The sequence below is a fragment of the uncultured Dialister sp. genome (genome assembly GCA_900314595.1).
Taxonomy (GTDB): domain Bacteria; phylum Bacillota; class Negativicutes; order Veillonellales; family Dialisteraceae; genus Dialister.
Map to the genome: position 1 here is coordinate 1 of OMVW01000012.1, position 17,717 is coordinate 17,717.

The following is a 17,717-nucleotide window of genomic DNA, read 5'->3' on the forward strand; positions in this document are numbered from 1 at the left end:
GAAGGCGGGTGGGTTCTCAACCGTTCTTTCAACCCGCCTGTGAAAAGCCCCATAAAAAAAATCGGCGCTGCCTCAGCAGCGCCACCTTCCCGCAATCCGAAATCCGCAATCCCCAATCCGCTTTCTCTCCCCTGTCGGCCAGAGGCCCGCCAATGAGCTCATACCGGTTGTACGCAGACAGTGGCTCTACTTGAGCGGCCTGTACCTGTATTCCCGGCCGCACGGGCAGCTGCATCCCCGTTCGAGAGGAAATGTGTATTCCCGGCCCCGCGCGGAGGGCGGAGTGAGCGCAGCGTTCTTCTTTGGATGTCAGAAATCCGGCCGGAAGGAATTCCTCAATATGGTCTGATTCCATTCAAATCGTTATCGTTCAAGCCCTCCCAGGAGTTGGGAGGGTGCCTGAACGAAGTGAAGGCGGGTGGGTTCTCAGCCGTTCTTTCAACCCGCCTGTGCAAAATCCCCATAAAAAAATCGGCGCTGCCTCAGCAGCGCCACCTCCCCGACTACCCCGATCACCCCGACCGCCCCGACCGCCCCGAAATCTCGAAGCAGAATCTATCGGGTCTTACCGTGATGAGGCTGACTCACGAATACCGTATCTGACTCAGTCCATTGTATCTGACGATTGACTCCGAAATCACTACATCCCCATCTGCGATAACTCCTCCCAGCCGGTAGGAATCGGTGAACTGCCAGAGGGTTACCCCCTTCATGTCGCACCTTTCTCCCCACTGGGCGCACCAGAGAGGAGGATTTCCCAGAGCTTCTAGGTCGATGAGACGGGACAGCCAGTCGAAGCTCGCATAAATCCCTGCCGAAAGACCGGCCTTTTTTATTTCCGAAAGAAAAGCGCTGCAAAGGGCCGTGATTTCCACGCCCGAAGAGACGCCCCGCGCCGCCTTCCAGCCGTCCGCATCCTCCATATCCAGCCAGATGCCGTAAGGAAGCTTGCCCGCAAGACCGGCATCATGGATGATGAAAGAAACAAACCGCGCCTCCCGCGCCGCCTCTTCCGGAGCGAGGGCATAACTGTAATAATACACCCCCAGCGGGATCCCATGGTCCCATGCGCCATTCACATTTTCATAAAACCTTCCGTCCAGATGCTCCCTTCCCCAGCCCAGGCGGAGAATCGCAAAGGAAAGCTTCGCCTTAGCCAGCCGGTCCCAGGGAAGACGCCCATTATGCTCGGAAAAATCCATACCCACTCTCATTTCCTCACCCCCTTCAGCTGCTCCAGCAGCCGCTTCATGGAAGAAAGACCCGCCTCCGACAGATTTTCCACCACCGAAAGCGCCTCCGTGGACGTCAGATAACTCACCACCAGAGGCACCATGCCCGAAGGATTTCCGGAGATAGACAGCATCGCATCTGCCGCCGCAGCCGCAAAGACGCAGAAAGCATACATCATGAGCTTCGACGCGCCCCGCTCCTTCATCACCGAACTTTTGATGAGCCCCAGCCGCCGGGCCCTCGGAATCCCCCGGGCCAGAGCGAAAAGCGTAGGCCCCCTCCGCCCCTCCTTCCGGAGCATCTCCGCACTGATCGCCAGCCACCGGCTCAGCACATCCAGCGCCACCAGCGCCGAAAAACACAGGAAAAGCAGCGCATGCTGCCCCAGCGACAGGAAGACCACACTTCCCGTAAACTTGATGGGAAAAGCCAGGAAGAGACCCTTCCCCTCTCTTACGAAATCATTCATCATAAACCTCCTTTTTGAAATACAAGCTTCCTGCCTGTATAGTGCAAAAAGGAGATTTTATTTTAAAAAAATTTTACCTCTTACAGCCCCTTTTCCCCTCTTCCATGAAACAGAAGAAATCAAACGCCCCCTTCCCTTCCTTCCAGACGCCTTTTTTGGAAATAAGAGCGAACTGCTAGCGAACTTGTGTTCTATTTCCAATTCCTGTATGCTTTGTCTAACCGCGGAAATACAAAAGGCATGCCGGAAAGAAACACAATGGAAAAAGAAAAGGAAATCGAAAGAGCCCTCATAGAAAAGGCCCAATCCGGCAGCAGCGAAGCCATGCTTGCCATGCTGAAAAAATACGAACCCCTCATCAAAAAACTATGCACCGGCGCCAACGACCGGGAAGAACTGGCAGGCGAACTCACCGCCTCCTTCCTCGAAGCCCTGAAAACCTTCGACCCGAAAAGAGGCGTCTACTTTCCCCTCTACATCCACCGCCGCCTCCGGGCCGTCAGGACGAAAATGATCCGCCAGTGGATCCGCCAGAAAGAAACAGAAGAACTGGACGAAGGCACCACACCGGCCGTAGAAGAAACAAGGCCCACCCTGAGAGAACTCATGCAGGGAATCCATTTCACCGAAGAAGAAAAGAAATACCTCGAAGCCTGCCTCGCCGGAAAAAACTGGCAGGAAACCTGCCGCACCTGCGGCTTCAACCCCTCCCGCCTCTTCCAGGTGCGGAAAACCATCATAGAAAAAATCCGTAAAAAATGGCACATCCACCCCAGAGGAAAATAATGTATGTTCCCATGGAAGTTCCGAGTTCCGAGTGTCCGGTCCCGCGGCAGAGCCGCTATATGCACCCTGCGTCCCCCAACGGGGGAAGCTCCCGCGAAGCGGGTGAAGGGGGCTGACTATCAAATCCATCGAAATTGACTACTTCCATCCATGCGTAACGTAATTGTGGGCCCATGGAAGTTGCCAGTTCCGAGTGGGACCCTTCAGGGCCTGGCTGAAATTCGTGCATGCCGGTGCAGCTAAAAATCAATGAATGCATCGTGATTATCGTGAATATCGTGGTTATCGTGAAGGTGCGGCGCAAATTCGTGAGCGCCGCATTTTTTATATCCCCACCCACCCGCCCCTCATAACCGGCCTGCGGCCGGAGAAATTTCATCCTTCCCTGGCTAGGGAAGGTGTCAGCGAAGCTGACGGATGGGATGACTGATCCTTGAAATCGAAAGCACTTTCATCGATTTGCCACAAACCATCCGCGATTTTGCGTCCCCCAACGGGGGAAGCTCCCGGACGCAGGGTGCACAGAGCGGCTCTGCCGCAGGGCCGGACACTCGGAACTCGGAACTTATATGCGACCCATTCAAATCATTTCTTTATAGCTTACGAGCCTTAGGTTTTCTATTTCTTCTGCTTTTCTTTTTGTCCGTTCTGAGAAGTTTCTTTTGGTGAAGAGGATGTATGACCGGCTGTGTGCTTCGAAGAGGGTGCCCCGGCGGAGGAGGGTCTGGAGTGTGTCTATGTCTGTATCTTCGTTTCTCCATTTGCATTCGCAGAGGAGGAGGTCTTTGTCGGCGTTTCCGGCAAGGATGTCTATTTCTTCCTGTTTTCTGGTGCGGGGATCGGTGCCCCACCAGCGGCCGGCTTGTTCGAAGAGGAGGGGAAGGCGGTTTTCTTTATTTTCTTTCCAGAGCCACTGGAGGCATATTTCTTCAAAGACTTGTCCCATGAATTCCGGAAGGGCGGGGAGGATGCGGCGGCAGGCGGCTTGTCCCATTCCGTTCTGGATGAGGGAGTAGTGGCGGGGGATGAACCGGTACCAGAAGCGGAAGAGTCCGTCTTTCAGCAGGTAGATGGAGCGGCGGGAGTTTTTTTCTCCCAGCGGTGTTTCTCTTTTGACGATATCCAGATCCATGAGGTTTTTGACGTAGCCCGCGCAGGCGCTGACTTCGAGGTCTGCTTTGGAGGCGATCTGGCTGAGTTTCGTATTTCCTTCTGCTATGGCCTGAATGACTGCATTGTAGGTGGAGGGGTCCCGCAGTTCCTGTTTCAGGAGGTTCGCCGGTTCTTCGAAGAGGTAGGAGACGGGATCGAAGAAGTTGTCTGCCAGGTTTTGTCCCACGGTCTTTTTTTCGTCCATTTTCGTGAGGTAAAAGGGAATCCCGCCGGTGGCTCCATAGTAGAGGGCGAGGTCTTCTCCGGAAATATGGGGAAAGAGGCTGCGGGCTTCGAAGATGGTAAAGGGGGCGAGTTTCAGCTGGCCGGTGCGCCGCCCGAAGAGGGGGCTTTCGTGGCCCAGGACTTGTTTTTCCATAAAGCTCATGGAGGAGCCGCAGAGGATGAGGTAGATGTCCAGGTCTTTCCATTTGTGGTCGATTTCTACCTGGAGGAGGGAGGAAATACCGGGGTAGGATCCGGCGAGGTAAGGGTATTCGTCTATGACGAGGATGATTTTTTCTTTGCGCGCCATATCCGTAATGGCTTCGAGGGCTGCGGAAAAGTCCCGGTATACCGGTGCCGGGCCGGTCTGTCCTTTGGCTTCATAAATGGACTGGGAGAGGTTTTCCAGATTTTCCCGGGCTGTGGTCTCCATGCCGGTGAAGAAGATGGTTTTCTTCCCTTTGCAGAATTCCCTGATCAGGGCGGTCTTCCCCACCCGCCGGCGGCCATAAACGATCATGCATTCATACCCTTCGCGACGGTACCTGCTTTCCAGCTGCTCCAGTTCTTTTTCTCTTCCGATAAACATGGGAGCCTCCTTTGCAAATTAGTAAGTTACAATTTACTAAATCATAACTTACTAATTTGCAAAAAGCAAGAGCTGCCGGACTTTTAATGCACCTGCCATACGCTGCGTACCTGCGGCGGACACTTTCTCTGTTTCTTTGGTGAACTCTTCTCTGGCCAGAGAAGGCTGAAACTTCCCCGGCCGCAGGCCGGTTATAAGGGGCGGGCGGGCATAAAAAAAGGGCGCTGCTTCACGAACTGTGCAGCGCCACCTTCACGATAGCCACGTCAGTCACGACAATCACGATGCATTCATTGTTTTTAAACTGCATCGACATGCATGGATAACAGTTGGGCCTCTGATGGGTCACTCGGAACTCGGAACTTCCATGGAACCACAATTACGTCACGCTTGCATCATTTGTGCCATCTGTCATTCTTTCGAGAGTCAGCCCCCTTCACCCGCTTCGCGGGAGCTTCCCCCGTTGGGGGACGCAAGACGCGTACTTTTTGTGGCAAATCGATGAAAGTGCTTTCGATTTCAAGCATCAATCATCCCATCCGCCCCTTCGGGGCTGTCCTAGCCAGGGAAGGATGAAATTTCTCCGGCCGAAGGCCGGTTATGAAGGGCGGGCGGGTGGGCATATATAATCGGCGGGCTTTCAAATTCTGACGCCCGCCACCACCCCGAGTCCCGTTTCCCGAGTCCCGGACAATGTGAAGTTTCGAAGACATCTGAGATTTCAAAGTTTCGAAGATTTCGGTTTCTGGGGACCGGGAACTTCCATGGTAGAAATGTTCGACTTGCATCGATAAAACACCTATCCCCCGGCTCCGCCGGTACCTTCCCATCCAGGGAAGGTGGTGCCCGGTAGTACGCTGATGGTCTTCCTTATCTGTGCTCCGCCTGTGTAGTGCAAAATATATTAAAAAGGCGCTGCCTCACGAACCGTGCAGCCTCACCTTCCCGATAGCCACGTCAGTCACGATACTCACGATGCGATGATTGTTTCTATGCTGCATCGACATGCATGAATAACAGTTGGGCTTCTGGTGGAACCTTCTGGTAACTGGCAACTTCCATGGGACCACAATTACGTTACGCTTGCATCATTTGTGTCATCTGTCATTCTTTCGAGAGTCAGCCCCCTTCACCCTCGCTGCGCTCGGGAGCTTCCCCCGCTCCCGGACGCAGGGTGCACAGAGCGGCTCTGCCGCCGAACCGGACACTCGGAACTCGGAACTTATATGCGACCCATATAAAAAAGGCGCTGCTTCACGAACCGTGCAGCGCCACCTTCCCGATAGCCACGATATTCACGACAATCACGATGCATTCATTATTTTTTAGCTGCATCGACATGCAAGAATTTCAGTCAGGCTTCTGGTGGAACCTTCTGGTAACTGGCAACTTCAATGGGAAAAAATCAAAACTTCCATAAAAGAAATTATATTTTTCGTGCACCGCATTGCAATATTCGTGCAAATACCCTAAAATATATATAAATAGTAGAGGAGGTTGATCGTATGGCTACAACGAATATCAGCATTCGAATGGATTCTGAGGTGAAGGCAAGGGCGGATGCTTTATTTGCTGAGCTCGGCATGAATCTGACTACGGCTTTCAATATTTTTGTGCGCCAGTCGCTGCGGGAAGGGGGCATTCCTTTCAAGGTCAGACTGGAGCAGCCCAATAAGGAGACGATGGCTGCCATGCTGGAGGCGGAAAGGATTGCCGGGGATCCGTCTGTAAAGGGGTATACGGACCTGGATGAGCTTTTGGCGGATCTTAAGAAATGAGAAAGACAAAGTATATCGTCAAGCCCACCACGCAGTTCAGGAAGGATTACAAGCTGGCCCTGAAGCGTGGTTTAAAGGTCGTATTTCTTGATGCAGTCATCACAAAGCTCGCACTGGGCGAGCCTCTGGATGAAAAGAATCATGACCATGCTTTGTCCGGAAACTGGTCCGGCCACAGGGAGTGTCACGTCCTTCCCAACTGGCTGCTGATCTACCGCATAGAAAATGACGTGCTCGTGCTTACCCTCTCCCGCACCGGTACGCATAGTGACCTTTTCGGTAAATAAAAGTCCGCTGTATGGAAATATTCCTGCAGCGGACTTTTTCATCCGTGTACAAATCCTGCCGCTTGATGATATCCATGAATACGTTACGCTTGCATCAATTGTGTCATCTGTCATTCTTTCGAGAGTCAGCCCCCTTCACCCTCGCTGCGCTCGGGAGCTTCCCCCGCTCCCGGACGCCTTTTCTCGCGGGGGTGGGGTGACAATTTCGACTTGCAGGTGCAGATGAACCCACCCGACCTCGCTGCGCTCGGCCACCCTCCCAAAACTTGGGAGGGCTGAAACGGTAACGACTTGGCTGGGAATATAAAAATTGGCGGGCTTCATTATTCTGATGCCCGCCACCACCCCGAGTCCCGTGTCCCGACTCCCGGACAATGTGAAGTTTCGAAGACAGCTGAGATTTCAAAGTTTCAAAGAATTCAGTCACTGGTAACTGGCAACTTCAATGGGACCACAATTACGTTACGCTTGCATCATTTGTTTCATCTGTTATTCTTGCGAGAGTCAGCCCCCTTCACCCTCGCTGCGCTCGGGAGCTTCCCCCGCTCCCGGACGCAAGGTGCACAGAGCGGCTCTGCCGCAGGGCCGGACACTCGGAACTCGGAACTTATATGCGACCCATATAAAAAAGGCGCTGCTTCATGAACTGTGCAGCGCCACCTTCCCGATAGCCACGATATTCACGATAATCATGATGCATTCATTGTTTTTTAGCTGCATCGACATGCTAGAATTTCAGTCAGGCTTCTGGTGGAACCTTCTGGTAACTGGCAACTTCAATGCATCCACTATTACGTTACGCGTGGGTGGATAGAGTCAGTTCCGATGGATATGATTGATAGCCCCCTTCACCCGCTTCGCGGGAGCTTCCCCCGCTCCCGGACGCAGGGTGCACAGAGCGGCTCTGCCGCAGGGCCGGACACTCGGAACTCGGAACTTATATGCGACCCATATAAAAAAGGCGCTGCTTCATGAATTGTGCAGCCTCGCCTTCACGATAGCCACGATATTCACGATACTCACGATGCGATGATTGTTTCTATGCTGCATCGACATGCATGACTTTCAGCCAGGCTTCTGGTGGAACCTTCTGGTAACTGGCAACTTCAATGGATCCACTATTACGTTACGCTTGCATCATTTGTTTCATCTGTCATTCTTTCGAGAGTCAGCCCCCTTCACCGCCTTCGGCGGAGCTTCCCCCGTAGGGGGACGCAGGGTGCATAGAGCGGCTCTGCCGCAGGACCGGACACTCGGAACTCGGAACTTATATGCGACCCATATAAAAAAGGCGCTGCTTCATGAATTGTGCAGCGCCACCACCCTTTTCCCCTTACCCCTTTTCCCTGCTTTTGGGGCGGGTGGGAATATAAAAGAAGACCTCTTCATGCTGTCTGCCTCTGCAGATGAGCAAGTGCTCCCCGCGTCCGGGGAGCTCCCGCAGGGTGAGGGGGCGTACGTTCCTGCATGTCGAAAATGAGGATAAAGAAAAGTACGTACCGTCTTCATGGGAGAGTCCCCTGCCTTCGGACGCAAATCGCAGACGGTTCGTGGCAAATCGATGAAAGTGGGCGCGATTTCAAGCCGTTACTATCCCATCCGCCCCTTCGGGCTGTCCTAGCCAGGGAAGGTTAACCATCCGCGGCTGCACGTCAGGGGACTTTGATGTACCTGATTCAACCACGAAAAAAGCCACTACTCCCAGGGGGCTCCTATTAATCCTGGGGTAGTGGCTTTTTTCATGCTGGCGTTTTCTTTTTCTTTTCACGGGCCCGTGAATTTTTAAGCTCGGTCCGTCGCCCTTTCCGCTTTCTCTGAGAATGGCTGCCGTAGCGGAAGTTCGTGGGTGATTTCCCTTGCTCTGCCTATATAGTACAAAATAGGAATTTTATTTTATTAGATTTTAGTTAAATTTTTAGCGTGCCCATTTATTTTCGAAATTTGTGACAGGAATTGGTCGTACAGGGGTACCATGGAAATCACCGTCTTCCGGAGGACCCCTTCCTGCGTTACGCATGAATGACTTGCGTCATTTGTCGTTCTTTCCATAGTCGACCCCCTTTACCCGTTTCGCGGGAGTTTCCCCCGCAGGGGGACACTGAACTGTGCACCCGGAACTTTTATGCGTCGAAAATCTCATGTCTCTGTCGGAAGGCTTCGTTTCAAAGATACTTCAGCTGTCTTTCCATAGCGCTCATGACGTTTCTTTTGTTCCTGACAAAAGCTGCTTCCAGTTCTTCTGCGTCCGTATATTTTTCTCTTGATTCGTCATTGAGCTTTGTGAGGAGGAGTTTCATTTCCTCCCGGGCCGTGGCGATACGCCCTTCGGCTACTTTGACGAGGTCAACTCCCTGTCTTTTCATGGCAGCCGCTTTGACGGGGTACAGGTATTTCCACCGTCTTGCCAGTATTTCCGCATTGTCCATCTGTAAGACCTCCTTTGTCTTTTGTGGAAAGTATAGCAGATGGGTGTGACAGGGATTGACAGGGTGGAAATATTTTTTTAGTTTTTAGTGGTTAATGGGTAGTGCTCAGGAATGTAATGCTGTCGATTCTTTGAATCGCTTGGCCCTCTCCCTTCGGGTTTTTCCGAGAGGAGCCTTTTCGCGGATGGTCAGTAGCATTTGTATAAAAAGTTTCGATTTCAAGGACCGGTCACCCCGGCTGTCAGCTCCGCTGACGCCTGACCTGGGAAAGACAGGATGAATTTCTTCCGGCCGAAGGCCGGCTATGAAGGACGGGCAGGTGGGGATTAAAAATGGCCGCCCTGTCAATTCGGCGGCCACTTTCACTTGTCACATACCATTATGGTTCCACATACATTTCCCACTGTTTTTTCATTTCCGGGAAGAGTTCCATCAATTCTCTCACTGTGGGTTCTAGTTTGTCCCTGTCTGTCCCGTCGTCCAGGATGGAGAAGGCGGGAATGAGGTATTTCCCGAGGTAATCGAAGATTTCCGCAGGCGGGGTGATGGTCTCTTCTCCGTGATCCCTGCACCAGTCCATGAGAGCTTTGAGTTCCCTGTAATCGATTTCGATTCCGTCCAGTTCGAGTTCTGTAACCATCTCTTTGAAAAGTTCCAGTGCTTCCCGGATGACCGTAAAGGTCCCGGGCGGCGGGGTCCATTTGATTTCTTTTGTTTTCTCGTCCATAATATTCCTCCCTGGGAAATATTGTAGCATAGATGGAAGAGGGTTGTCAGTCATCAGTGATTGGCACTTCATCCGGAAACCCTTCTTTTACGAGTACCCTGCCTGAATATAAAAAAAGTTTTATCAGTATACTGGTAAAACTTTTGATTTTTTTGAGTTTTCTTAGTATACTGAGAATTTTTATTTCCCGGAGGTACTTACAGGAATTCTTATTGCCCGGAATCGTTGGGAGATACTTTTTCTTTTTATCCCAATTTCGACTTCAACCGATAGTACCCCTGCCTCACCTCATTTGACTGTACCCCTGACCAGGAGGGTAGTTCGTCTTGTATGAGATTTTCAATATCGCCTGTGCACAGTCCCCATATATACTTGTCGCTGCACCAGCAGTGACACCTTCCCGATTGCCCCGATCGCCCCGATTCAAAAGCTGCCAACGGATAGAGTTTAATATAAAATGGCCGCCCTGCAAATTCGGCGCCGCACCTTCACTTACCACTTATCACTTTTCCCAATATAAAAGACAGGCTGCACGTATTTCAGCCTGTCTTTCTTACTATAGTGAATCACAATTTTGCAATTTTCTTCGCATAAATCGCTGCGTCCAGTTTGTCTTTATTGTCGGGATGACCGGAGTAGACGAAGAAGAATTTCCCTTTGCAGTGGAAGGTACGGGTATCCATGGGAATGCCTTTTGAGGCAAGAAGATTGCGGACTTCTTTGTCTCTTCCATCAGGATTCAGGACGGAAGTGCAGAAGAAGGCGACTTTGCCTACTTTTTCCTTGTCCAGAGACTGAATGAATTCTTTCACATGGGCATCGATGTGTCCTGCGTAGACGCCGCTTCCCAGGAAGAGGAGGTCTACTTTCTTTTCGATGGGCACAGAGGTGAGTTCTGCTTTTTCACGAAGCTCCCGGGCAATGGCTTTCGCAATGGTTTCGGTAGAGCCTCCGCGGGAGAAATAACGGACTGCGGTTTTCAATGGATTTGCCTTCTTTCGATTGGTATCAATTCCGATGAAGATGGGTTGATAAAAGTGATAAGTGTGAAGTGGTAAGTGATACGTGGATGTGGCGCCTTTGAAATCTGGAAGGTGCCTTTTTTAATTGATTCGCAGGAAAGTTCAGTGTCTACTGGAATGCTGAAGGCTTGATCCCCATATAAATCTCTGCGGCGCTATCTGATTTTTGCGCCGCACCTTCACTTACCACTTATCACTTACCACTACTTCTTATTAACCACTATTTCCTCTTCAGCACGACAAAGTCATGGGGAATGGGCCCGGTGCCTGGGGTTCTGGATATTTCTTTCCATTCTGTCATGTCGATTTCGGGGAAATAGGCATCTCCGTCAGGAAATTCTTTATGAACGTCGGTTAAATAGATGGTATCTGCCAGGGGAAGGGTCTGCCGGTAGAACCGGGCTCCGCCGATGATGAAGTTTTCTCCTTCCGGCAGGGATTTCAGGAGGTCATCCAGTGTGTGGAAGAGGAGGACTCCTTCCGGTACTTTGTAGTCTTTATTTCCTGTGAGCACGTAGTGGGTGCGTCCGGGGAGGACTTTCGGAAGGCTTTCGAAGGTTTTGCGGCCCATGAGGATGGGATGTCCCATGGTCAGGGATTTGAATCGTTTCATATCGTCGGAAATATGCCAGAGGAGGGTATTCTGTTTCCCTATGACGTTTTTTTCTGCTTTCGCTACGATGATGGAAAGGCTCATACGGATACCTCCATGGCGATTTTTTCATGGTGTTTATAGTCGTCAAGCCGGATGTCTTCGGGTCTGAAATCGTAGAAGTTCTTAATATCCGGGTTGAGGATGAGCTTCGGTGCGTCGTAGGCTTCGGGAAGTCTTGCCAGCTGGGTCTTCAGGGCTTCCACATGGTTTTCATAAATATGGGCATTATTGATCACATGGGTAAAGAGACCGGGGCGCAGGCCGGAAACCTGGGCGATCATGTGGATGAGGGCTGCGTACTGGGTCATATTGAAAGGTACGCCCAGGCCCATGTCTCCGCTTCGCTGGACGAGCATGCAGTTCAGCCGTCCGTCGTCGGATACGTCCCACATGGTGAGGAAGGCACAGGGGTAGAGGGCCATATCCGGCAGGTCCTGCACGTTCCAGAGGTCCACCACCATCCGCCGGCTCTGGGGATCGGTTTTCAGAGTTTTCAGGAGGGTATCCACCTGGTGGTATTTTCCAAGCTGGTAGCCGTAGGCTTTGCCGATGGTTCCGTCGGGGCGCATCCATTCGTCCCATACGTGGCAGTTCCACCGCTGGAGGAGGTGGACGTCATTGGACTGTTTCTGCCAGATCCAGAGGATTTCTTTCACGCTTGTCTTGAAGGCCACGAATTTCGTAGTGAGGATGGGAAATTCTTTTTCCAGATCGAACTGCATGATCTGGTGGGGCAGTTTGTAGGCGGGCATTCCGGTCCTGTTCTGTCCCAGGGCGCCTTTTTCAAGGATGTTCTTTACGATTCCAAGGTATTCTTTGTCTGCAAGGCTCAATTGGGTTCCTCCTTTTATTACTATTATATTATTTACTTATATTATATATAAAGTGAGCCGGCTTTGTCAGTCGAAGTTAATGGTTAATAGGTTTTAGTTTTTAGTGTTTAATGGTTAGTACGGTACGCAGGGAGCTTTAGAGTCAGCCGGCATTCTTATGATGGACAGCCCCCTTCACCCGCTGCGCGGGAGCTTTTTGTATACCTTTTTGCACATTTTCGACTTGTACAGGTAGTACAACCCACCCGACCTCGCTTCGCTCGGCCACCCTCCCAGCCTCTGCATGACTCTCACTGCGATTTGTGTGTCGTTCGGCTATGCCTCTCTCCTTCAAATCGCGTTCGAGAGCAAAACTTGGGAGGGCTTTAACGGTAACGACTTGTACGATTATTGTCGAAAGTACAATTTCCTTCAGGTTTGAGGCAGTTGTCCCGACTGCCGATAAAACACCTATCCGCCCTTCGGGCACCTTCCCATCCAGGGAAGGTGGTGAACTGTAGCATGCTTAGCCGTATCTTCAGACCTGTGTTTACCGATAGTGCAGGATTTACCATTTTCTGCCCTTTCAGTCTGACGCAGCCCACCAGGCCCCCCGAGTCCGGGGGCAGCCGAACGAAGTGAGGCAGGGGGATGTACTATCGTACATGTCGAAAGTGAGCTAAGTGGAAAGCATGACTCCCCGAGGAGAAGCCTTACCGCGGGACTTTTGAGGCAATCATCCTGGAAATATTTCGTCAATTAGTCTCACATGTGCGGAAAAAGCTTTATATATCTCTGCGACGCTTCTTTTCTGTTGCACCACACTTTCCCGAGTCTCCCGATATCCCCGAGACTCCCGATTTCCCCGATTCAAAAGTTGTCCGATATGAAAGTCCGCCAGGGAAATCAAAGTTGATATCAAGAAATGTTTTTATACACATTCATTGCTTTCCTGAATTCCGCCGCATCGGCTGCATCCATACTGGTGAGGACTGTCTCGTCACCCTGTGAGAGGCGCCGGAGGTTTTCTTCAGAGAGGATGGCCGGTTCGGTTGTTTTGTGATGGAGGGCGAGCCGTTTCCTCACGCTTTTGAGGAAGAGGTAGGCAGCGGTGGATTTAAAATCTTTAGAGGTAGGCGGGAGGGGCGGTTTTTCTCCTGCGATCAGGTCCAGAAAGGGTTCACCGTATTTTTCCGCATGATTTCCTATGCCTTCGAATGTTTTCAGCTCTCTCATGGTGGTGGGCTGTTTTTGGGCCATCTGCCGGATGATTTTATCGGTGAAGATGGCACGGGGTACGGTATCATTGGCTTTGGCCAGGTCCTGCCGGAGGTCCAGGAGTTTTTCCTCGAGGGTCTGTTTCTTTTCACCCGTCTCTGCGGTTTCTTCATTGAGAAGGGCGAGGAACCGCTTACCGTATTTTTCCAGTTTGAAAGCGCCTACGCCGTGAACGGCAGCCATTTCTTCTTTTGTCCGCGGATGGAGGGCTGCCATATCTTCCAGTGTTGCATCAGTGAAAACCACAAAGGGCGGTACGGATTCTTCCCTGGCGATTGTCTTGCGGAGGTCCCGGAGTTTTTCGAAGAGGGTGCCCCGTTTGCCGGAAGTCCGGTCGATTTTGCGGGAGACTGCCGCATCGGCCATGATGTCTTCTGCCCCGAAGGCAAGGCCCATGACTCTGGCTCTTCCCTCCAGAACTTCTCTGGCTTTGTCGGTAAGTTTCAGCACCGCATAGGGCTCTCCTTCCCGCCGGAGATATCCGTCGGCGATGAAATTATTGATAATGCTCCTGATGTGGGCTGCTTTTTCAAAGGAAAGTTTCCCGAAGGTGGGGCATTTGTCCAGTTTTTTGGAAATAATATTCTTCGAGCGGCTGCCGTGAAGGACATCAGCCACGGCAGAAGCGCCGAAGTGCTCGTGGAGGGAATCGATCGTCCGGAAGATGAGGCTCGCCGGATCGGTGATATCCACTTTTCCTTCCTGGCTTTCGCAGTTACCGCAGTGGCCACAGGGTTCTTTCACTTCCTCCCCGAAATAGGCGAGGATGAAATTTCTGAGGCAGGAGGTGGTCTGGCAGTAGTCTACCATGGCATTTAACCGCTGGTAGTCCAGTTTTTTTATTTCATCATCCTGATTTCCCTGTTCGATGAGGTATTTCTGGATCCGTACATCCTGTCCGCTGTAGAGGAGGATACATTCGGCCTTCGCTCCGTCGCGGCCTGCGCGGCCGGCTTCCTGGTAGTAAGCTTCGAGGCTCTTTGGCATCTGGTAGTGAATGACGTATCGCACGTTACTCTTGTCAATGCCCATACCGAAAGCATTGGTAGCCACCATGACCGTCAGATTATCGAAGGAGAAGTCTTCCTGCATTTTCCGCCGGTCTTCGTCTTCCATTCCTGCATGGTAGCGGCCGGCCCGTATGCCTTTGGAAGTGAGCATTTCGTAAATATTTTCCACTGCCTTTCTCGTAGCGCAGTAGATGATGCCCGATTCTTTTTTGTGATTTTTCACATAGCGGAGGATGAAATTGTCCCTTTTCGCCCCTTCAATGACCCGGAAGGAGAGATTCGGCCGGTCGAGCCCTGTGCGGAAGACCCGGGCACGCTGAAGACCCAGACTTTCCTTCATATCCCGCTCCACGATGGGTGTGGCTGTGGCGGTGAAAGCGGTAACGATGGGACGCCTCGGCAGGGAATCGATGAAGGTTTTTATTTTCCTGTAGGACGGCCGGAAGTCGTGTCCCCACTGGGAAACGCAATGGGCTTCATCGATGACGATCATGGAAATAGGACACAGGGCAAGGCACCTTGTGAAGTAGGAAGGTTCCAGTTTTTCCGGAGCCATGTAGAGGAGCTTCGTTTTTCCCCGCCATAGGTCCCGCAGGCGTTCGATGGATTCTTCATAGGGAATGGTGGAATTCACAAAGGACGCAGGAATCCCCTGCTCCGTCAGTCCTTCCACCTGGTCTTTCATGAGGGAAATGAGGGGAGAAATAATAATCGTCCCGTAAGGGAAAAGGAGGGCCGGAATCTGGAAACACACGGACTTTCCTGCGCCGGTAGGCATGATGGCCATCACGTCTTCTCCCCGGCCGATGGCATCGATCACCTCCTGCTGCTTCGGGCGGAACGAATCGTAGCCGAAGTACTCCTTCAATATCCCAAGGGGCGTCAGATTCATGGTTTCCCTCCTTTCCTTCATAAATTTCACCAGTGTATCAGTAATATTATATCATTTCTATATATAAGTGATTAGCAGTTAGTGGCAGAAGGCAGCCCGGGTGCAGGTCAGCCGCATATGTGAGGAAATACGGATTACAAGTCTGCCTTGCAGGGGTATGCACAAATTTGCCTTCAATATAAAATCTGGCACTTTTATAATTTCAAAGCGCCACCTTCCCGATCATCCCGATTGCCCCGATTCAAAGGTTTTCGAAGATGAAAGTTCGCCATTTCAAAGAAAGCCATACAAACATCAGATCATTTCTTCTACCAGGGAAATGAAGTATTTCATGGCGGGTGACAGTCTTTTGTGGGAATGATAGCTGCACATGACGCCGATGGTCGCAGGCGAAAGGTCTGTATCCAGGCGGAGGAGTTCTCCTTTTTCTATTTCCTTTTTCACCGCAAAGTCCGGCAGGGCAGACACGCCCAGGCCCAGCTTCACGCATTGAAGGATGGCAGTGATGGAGCCCAGGACCATATTTCCGGCGAAGGAAATATGTCTTTCCTTCAGCGCATTTTCCAGAGATGCCCTGTAGATGCCGTCGGTCTCGATATCGATCACGCTGAATGGCTTTTTCTGATCCGGCGTGCGAAAGTCCCGGTCCTTTTCGCTCATATCCGGCGAGCCGAAGGGAGTGAGAGGATATTCGGCCAGTTTCCGTTCGGTGATATTGGGATCCGGCTTTCCTACGTCGTAGTGAAAGGCCAGGTCCGTCCCGCCATTCAGGATGATCCGGTTCATGTGGTAGCAGGATTCGGTCTGAATCTGGAGGTCTATTTCCGGCATTTTTTCGCGAAATGTCGCAATTACCGGCTGGAGGCGGTAGATGAGAAGGCTTTCAGGCACCGTAATACGCAGTTTCCTCACTTCTTTCCGGCTGCAGATGAGTATCTGCCGGTAATTGGCAAGGACCTGCTCCACATAGGGCATGATGCGGCTTCCTTCGTCGGTGAGGACCATTTTCTTTCCAATCTGCTCGAAAAGCTTGATGCCGAATTCTTTCTCCAGCTGCTGTACCTGTACGGTCACCGTGGAGCGGGTGTAATTCAGCTTCTCCGCAGCCTTTGCGAAAGAACCGCAGCGATTGATTTCTTCCAGCGTTTCCAGATAGCGGATGTCCATATTGACCTCCCAAATCAAGTGGTAAGTGAAGGTGGGGGCAAAAAATCAGGAAGCCCGCGGATTTATAAATCCGCCGCACAGGCGGCGCACCCTCCCGGGTCAAGGACCACGGATTACGATTACGTAAAGTGTAATGAAATCAAAGTGATCTATTGTTCAAAATGATTCATCATTTCGTTAAAATCGTTTCGATTGTTTGAATCATACCACCTGTGTATAATGAAATCAATCTAAGAAAGGAGCATTTCTTATGAAACAGTATATCGTAGACGCTTTTACAGATGAAGTATTTAAAGGAAATCCGGCGGCCGTGTGCGTGCTGGACAAATGGCCCAAGGATTCCCTCATGCAGTCCATGGCCATCGAAAACAGCCTTTCCGAAACGGCTTTCACGGTAAAGGGAAAAGACGGATATGGCCTGCGCTGGTTCACGCCGGGCGGAGAAATCGACCTCTGCGGCCATGCCACCCTGGGGACGGCCTATGTGCTTTTCCATTTCTATGAAAAAGACGCAGAATCCCTCACCTTCCACACCATGGGAGGAACCCTCACAGTCAATAGAAAAGGTGACCTGCTGGAACTTGTCTTCCCGGCTTACCACCTGAAACAGGTACCGGTAACGGACGATATGGAAAAAGCCATCGGTGTAAGACCTCTCGAAGCATGGATGGACAGGGACCTCCTCTGCGTCCTTCCTGATGAAAGAGATGTCATTCAGGCAGCTCCGGACCAGGAAAAAGTAAAAAAACTGGACGGCCTTCTCCTCCATATCACAGCCAAAGGCACGAAATACGACTGCGTGAGCAGGAGTTTCGCCCCAAAACTGGCCGTTCCTGAAGACCCGGTCTGCGGTTCCGGCCACTGCCATATCATCCCCTACTGGGCCAAAGTGCTCGGGAAAAATGACCTCGTGGCATTCCAGGCATCAAAGAGAACCGGCGTCCTCTACTGCACCCTCGACGGAGAACAGGTACGGATGGCAGGAAAAGGAGCACTCTACTCTATTTCCGATGTGTTTGTGAAGATGTAGTTGTTAGTGGTTAGTGGTTATTTGTTAGTTATTAAAAAAGGGCGCCTCGATTGGAGACGTCCTTTTTAATCCCCGGGAATGAGGATCATGTGGAAATATCGATTCTTCAAATCGATTGACCCTTTCAGTCTGCTTCGCAGCCCGCCAACTGCCCCTGGTCAGGGAAGCCTTACCACCTG

14 protein-coding genes are annotated in these 17,717 nt (G+C 51.5%); 4 read left to right on the plus strand and 10 right to left on the minus strand.

The genetic code is table 11. The annotated features are described in order from the left end of the window. Window positions 1-584 precede the first annotated feature (584 nt). Both QZN42_RS05020 and QZN42_RS05025 read right to left on the minus strand, forming a co-directional pair. Window positions 585-1,214 (minus strand): GH25 family lysozyme, encoded by a 630-nt coding sequence (locus QZN42_RS05020; protein WP_296954849.1) that lies wholly within the window; start codon window positions 1,212-1,214, stop codon window positions 585-587. Beyond that, window positions 1,211-1,705 carry a phage holin family protein gene (locus QZN42_RS05025; protein WP_296954850.1) on the minus strand — a complete coding sequence of 165 codons (495 nt, stop codon included), beginning with the start codon at window positions 1,703-1,705 and terminating at the stop codon, window positions 1,211-1,213. Before QZN42_RS05025 ends, QZN42_RS05020 begins: the two co-directional genes overlap by 4 nt. A 255-nt stretch (window positions 1,706-1,960) precedes the next feature. Here QZN42_RS05025 and QZN42_RS05030 point away from each other — a divergent pair, with 255 nt between their 5' ends. Next, window positions 1,961-2,488, plus strand: coding sequence for a helix-turn-helix domain-containing protein (locus QZN42_RS05030; RefSeq protein WP_296954851.1), 528 nt, complete (start codon window positions 1,961-1,963; stop codon window positions 2,486-2,488). 580 nt (window positions 2,489-3,068) lie between these two features. On the opposite strand, the gene QZN42_RS05035 is transcribed toward QZN42_RS05030, so the two are convergent. Next, window positions 3,069-4,454: an ATP-binding protein gene (locus QZN42_RS05035; protein ID WP_296954852.1), complete on the minus strand. Its 1,386-nt coding sequence runs from the start codon at window positions 4,452-4,454 to the stop codon at window positions 3,069-3,071. A 1,505-nt stretch (window positions 4,455-5,959) separates the two neighbouring features. Between QZN42_RS05035 and QZN42_RS05040 the strand changes: the two genes are divergently transcribed. Together QZN42_RS05040 and QZN42_RS05045 are read left to right on the plus strand one after the other, a co-directional pair. Further along, a complete protein-coding gene (locus QZN42_RS05040) occupies window positions 5,960-6,232 on the plus strand; it encodes a type II toxin-antitoxin system RelB/DinJ family antitoxin (protein ID WP_296954854.1) in 273 nt (90 codons plus the stop codon). Next, complete coding sequence (locus QZN42_RS05045; protein WP_296954857.1) at window positions 6,229-6,519, plus strand: type II toxin-antitoxin system YafQ family toxin; 291 nt, start codon at window positions 6,229-6,231, stop codon at window positions 6,517-6,519. The genes QZN42_RS05040 and QZN42_RS05045 overlap by 4 nt, the downstream gene beginning before the upstream one ends. 2,162 nt (window positions 6,520-8,681) lie before the next feature. On the opposite strand, the gene QZN42_RS05050 is transcribed toward QZN42_RS05045, so the two are convergent. From QZN42_RS05050 to QZN42_RS05080, 7 genes are all read right to left on the minus strand, one after another. Further along, on the minus strand, window positions 8,682-8,945 hold the full coding sequence (locus QZN42_RS05050; protein ID WP_296954859.1) for a hypothetical protein: 264 nt from the start codon (window positions 8,943-8,945) through the stop codon (window positions 8,682-8,684). Window positions 8,946-9,324: 379 nt separating this feature from the next. After that, window positions 9,325-9,672, minus strand: a complete 348-nt coding sequence (locus QZN42_RS05055) for a hypothetical protein (protein ID WP_296954861.1) — start codon at window positions 9,670-9,672, stop codon at window positions 9,325-9,327. A 566-nt stretch (window positions 9,673-10,238) separates the two neighbouring features. Beyond that, window positions 10,239-10,655, minus strand: coding sequence for a flavodoxin domain-containing protein (locus QZN42_RS05060; protein ID WP_296954862.1), 417 nt, complete (start codon window positions 10,653-10,655; stop codon window positions 10,239-10,241). 259 nt (window positions 10,656-10,914) lie between these two features. Beyond that, a complete protein-coding gene (locus tag QZN42_RS05065) occupies window positions 10,915-11,391 on the minus strand; it encodes a dihydrofolate reductase (RefSeq protein ID WP_296954864.1) in 477 nt (158 codons plus the stop codon). Next, window positions 11,388-12,182 carry a thymidylate synthase gene (locus QZN42_RS05070; RefSeq protein WP_296954866.1) on the minus strand — a complete coding sequence of 265 codons (795 nt, stop codon included), beginning with the start codon at window positions 12,180-12,182 and terminating at the stop codon, window positions 11,388-11,390. The genes QZN42_RS05065 and QZN42_RS05070 overlap by 4 nt, the downstream gene beginning before the upstream one ends. 897 nt (window positions 12,183-13,079) lie before the next feature. Beyond that, window positions 13,080-15,341 (minus strand): DNA helicase RecQ, encoded by a 2,262-nt coding sequence (gene recQ, locus QZN42_RS05075; RefSeq protein WP_296954868.1) that lies wholly within the window; start codon window positions 15,339-15,341, stop codon window positions 13,080-13,082. Window positions 15,342-15,635: 294 nt separating this feature from the next. After that, on the minus strand, window positions 15,636-16,508 hold the full coding sequence (locus QZN42_RS05080; protein ID WP_296954870.1) for a LysR family transcriptional regulator: 873 nt from the start codon (window positions 16,506-16,508) through the stop codon (window positions 15,636-15,638). A gap of 250 nt (window positions 16,509-16,758) precedes the next feature. Between QZN42_RS05080 and QZN42_RS05085 the strand changes: the two genes are divergently transcribed. After that, the gene (locus QZN42_RS05085; RefSeq protein ID WP_296954871.1) at window positions 16,759-17,538 is read left to right on the plus strand and encodes a PhzF family phenazine biosynthesis protein; all 780 of its coding nucleotides are present in this window, start codon (window positions 16,759-16,761) and stop codon (window positions 17,536-17,538) included. Window positions 17,539-17,717 lie beyond the last annotated feature (179 nt).

Bases quoted from the DNA above. Each gene is read 5' to 3' on its own strand.
- QZN42_RS05030 (WP_296954851.1), top strand. From the start codon at position 1,961: ATGGAAAAAGAAAAGGAAATCGAAAGAGCCCTCATAGAAAAGGCCCAA.
- QZN42_RS05050 (WP_296954859.1), bottom strand. From the start codon at position 8,945: ATGGACAATGCGGAAATACTGGCAAGACGGTGGAAATACCTGTACCCC.
- QZN42_RS05025 (WP_296954850.1), bottom strand. From the start codon at position 1,705: ATGATGAATGATTTCGTAAGAGAGGGGAAGGGTCTCTTCCTGGCTTTT.
- QZN42_RS05035 (WP_296954852.1), bottom strand. From the start codon at position 4,454: ATGTTTATCGGAAGAGAAAAAGAACTGGAGCAGCTGGAAAGCAGGTAC.
- QZN42_RS05040 (WP_296954854.1), top strand. From the start codon at position 5,960: ATGGCTACAACGAATATCAGCATTCGAATGGATTCTGAGGTGAAGGCA.
- QZN42_RS05055 (WP_296954861.1), bottom strand. From the start codon at position 9,672: ATGGACGAGAAAACAAAAGAAATCAAATGGACCCCGCCGCCCGGGACC.
- QZN42_RS05065 (WP_296954864.1), bottom strand. From the start codon at position 11,391: ATGAGCCTTTCCATCATCGTAGCGAAAGCAGAAAAAAACGTCATAGGG.
- QZN42_RS05080 (WP_296954870.1), bottom strand. From the start codon at position 16,508: ATGGACATCCGCTATCTGGAAACGCTGGAAGAAATCAATCGCTGCGGT.
- QZN42_RS05045 (WP_296954857.1), top strand. From the start codon at position 6,229: ATGAGAAAGACAAAGTATATCGTCAAGCCCACCACGCAGTTCAGGAAG.
- recQ (WP_296954868.1), bottom strand. From the start codon at position 15,341: ATGAATCTGACGCCCCTTGGGATATTGAAGGAGTACTTCGGCTACGAT.
- QZN42_RS05020 (WP_296954849.1), bottom strand. From the start codon at position 1,214: ATGAGAGTGGGTATGGATTTTTCCGAGCATAATGGGCGTCTTCCCTGG.
- QZN42_RS05085 (WP_296954871.1), top strand. From the start codon at position 16,759: ATGAAACAGTATATCGTAGACGCTTTTACAGATGAAGTATTTAAAGGA.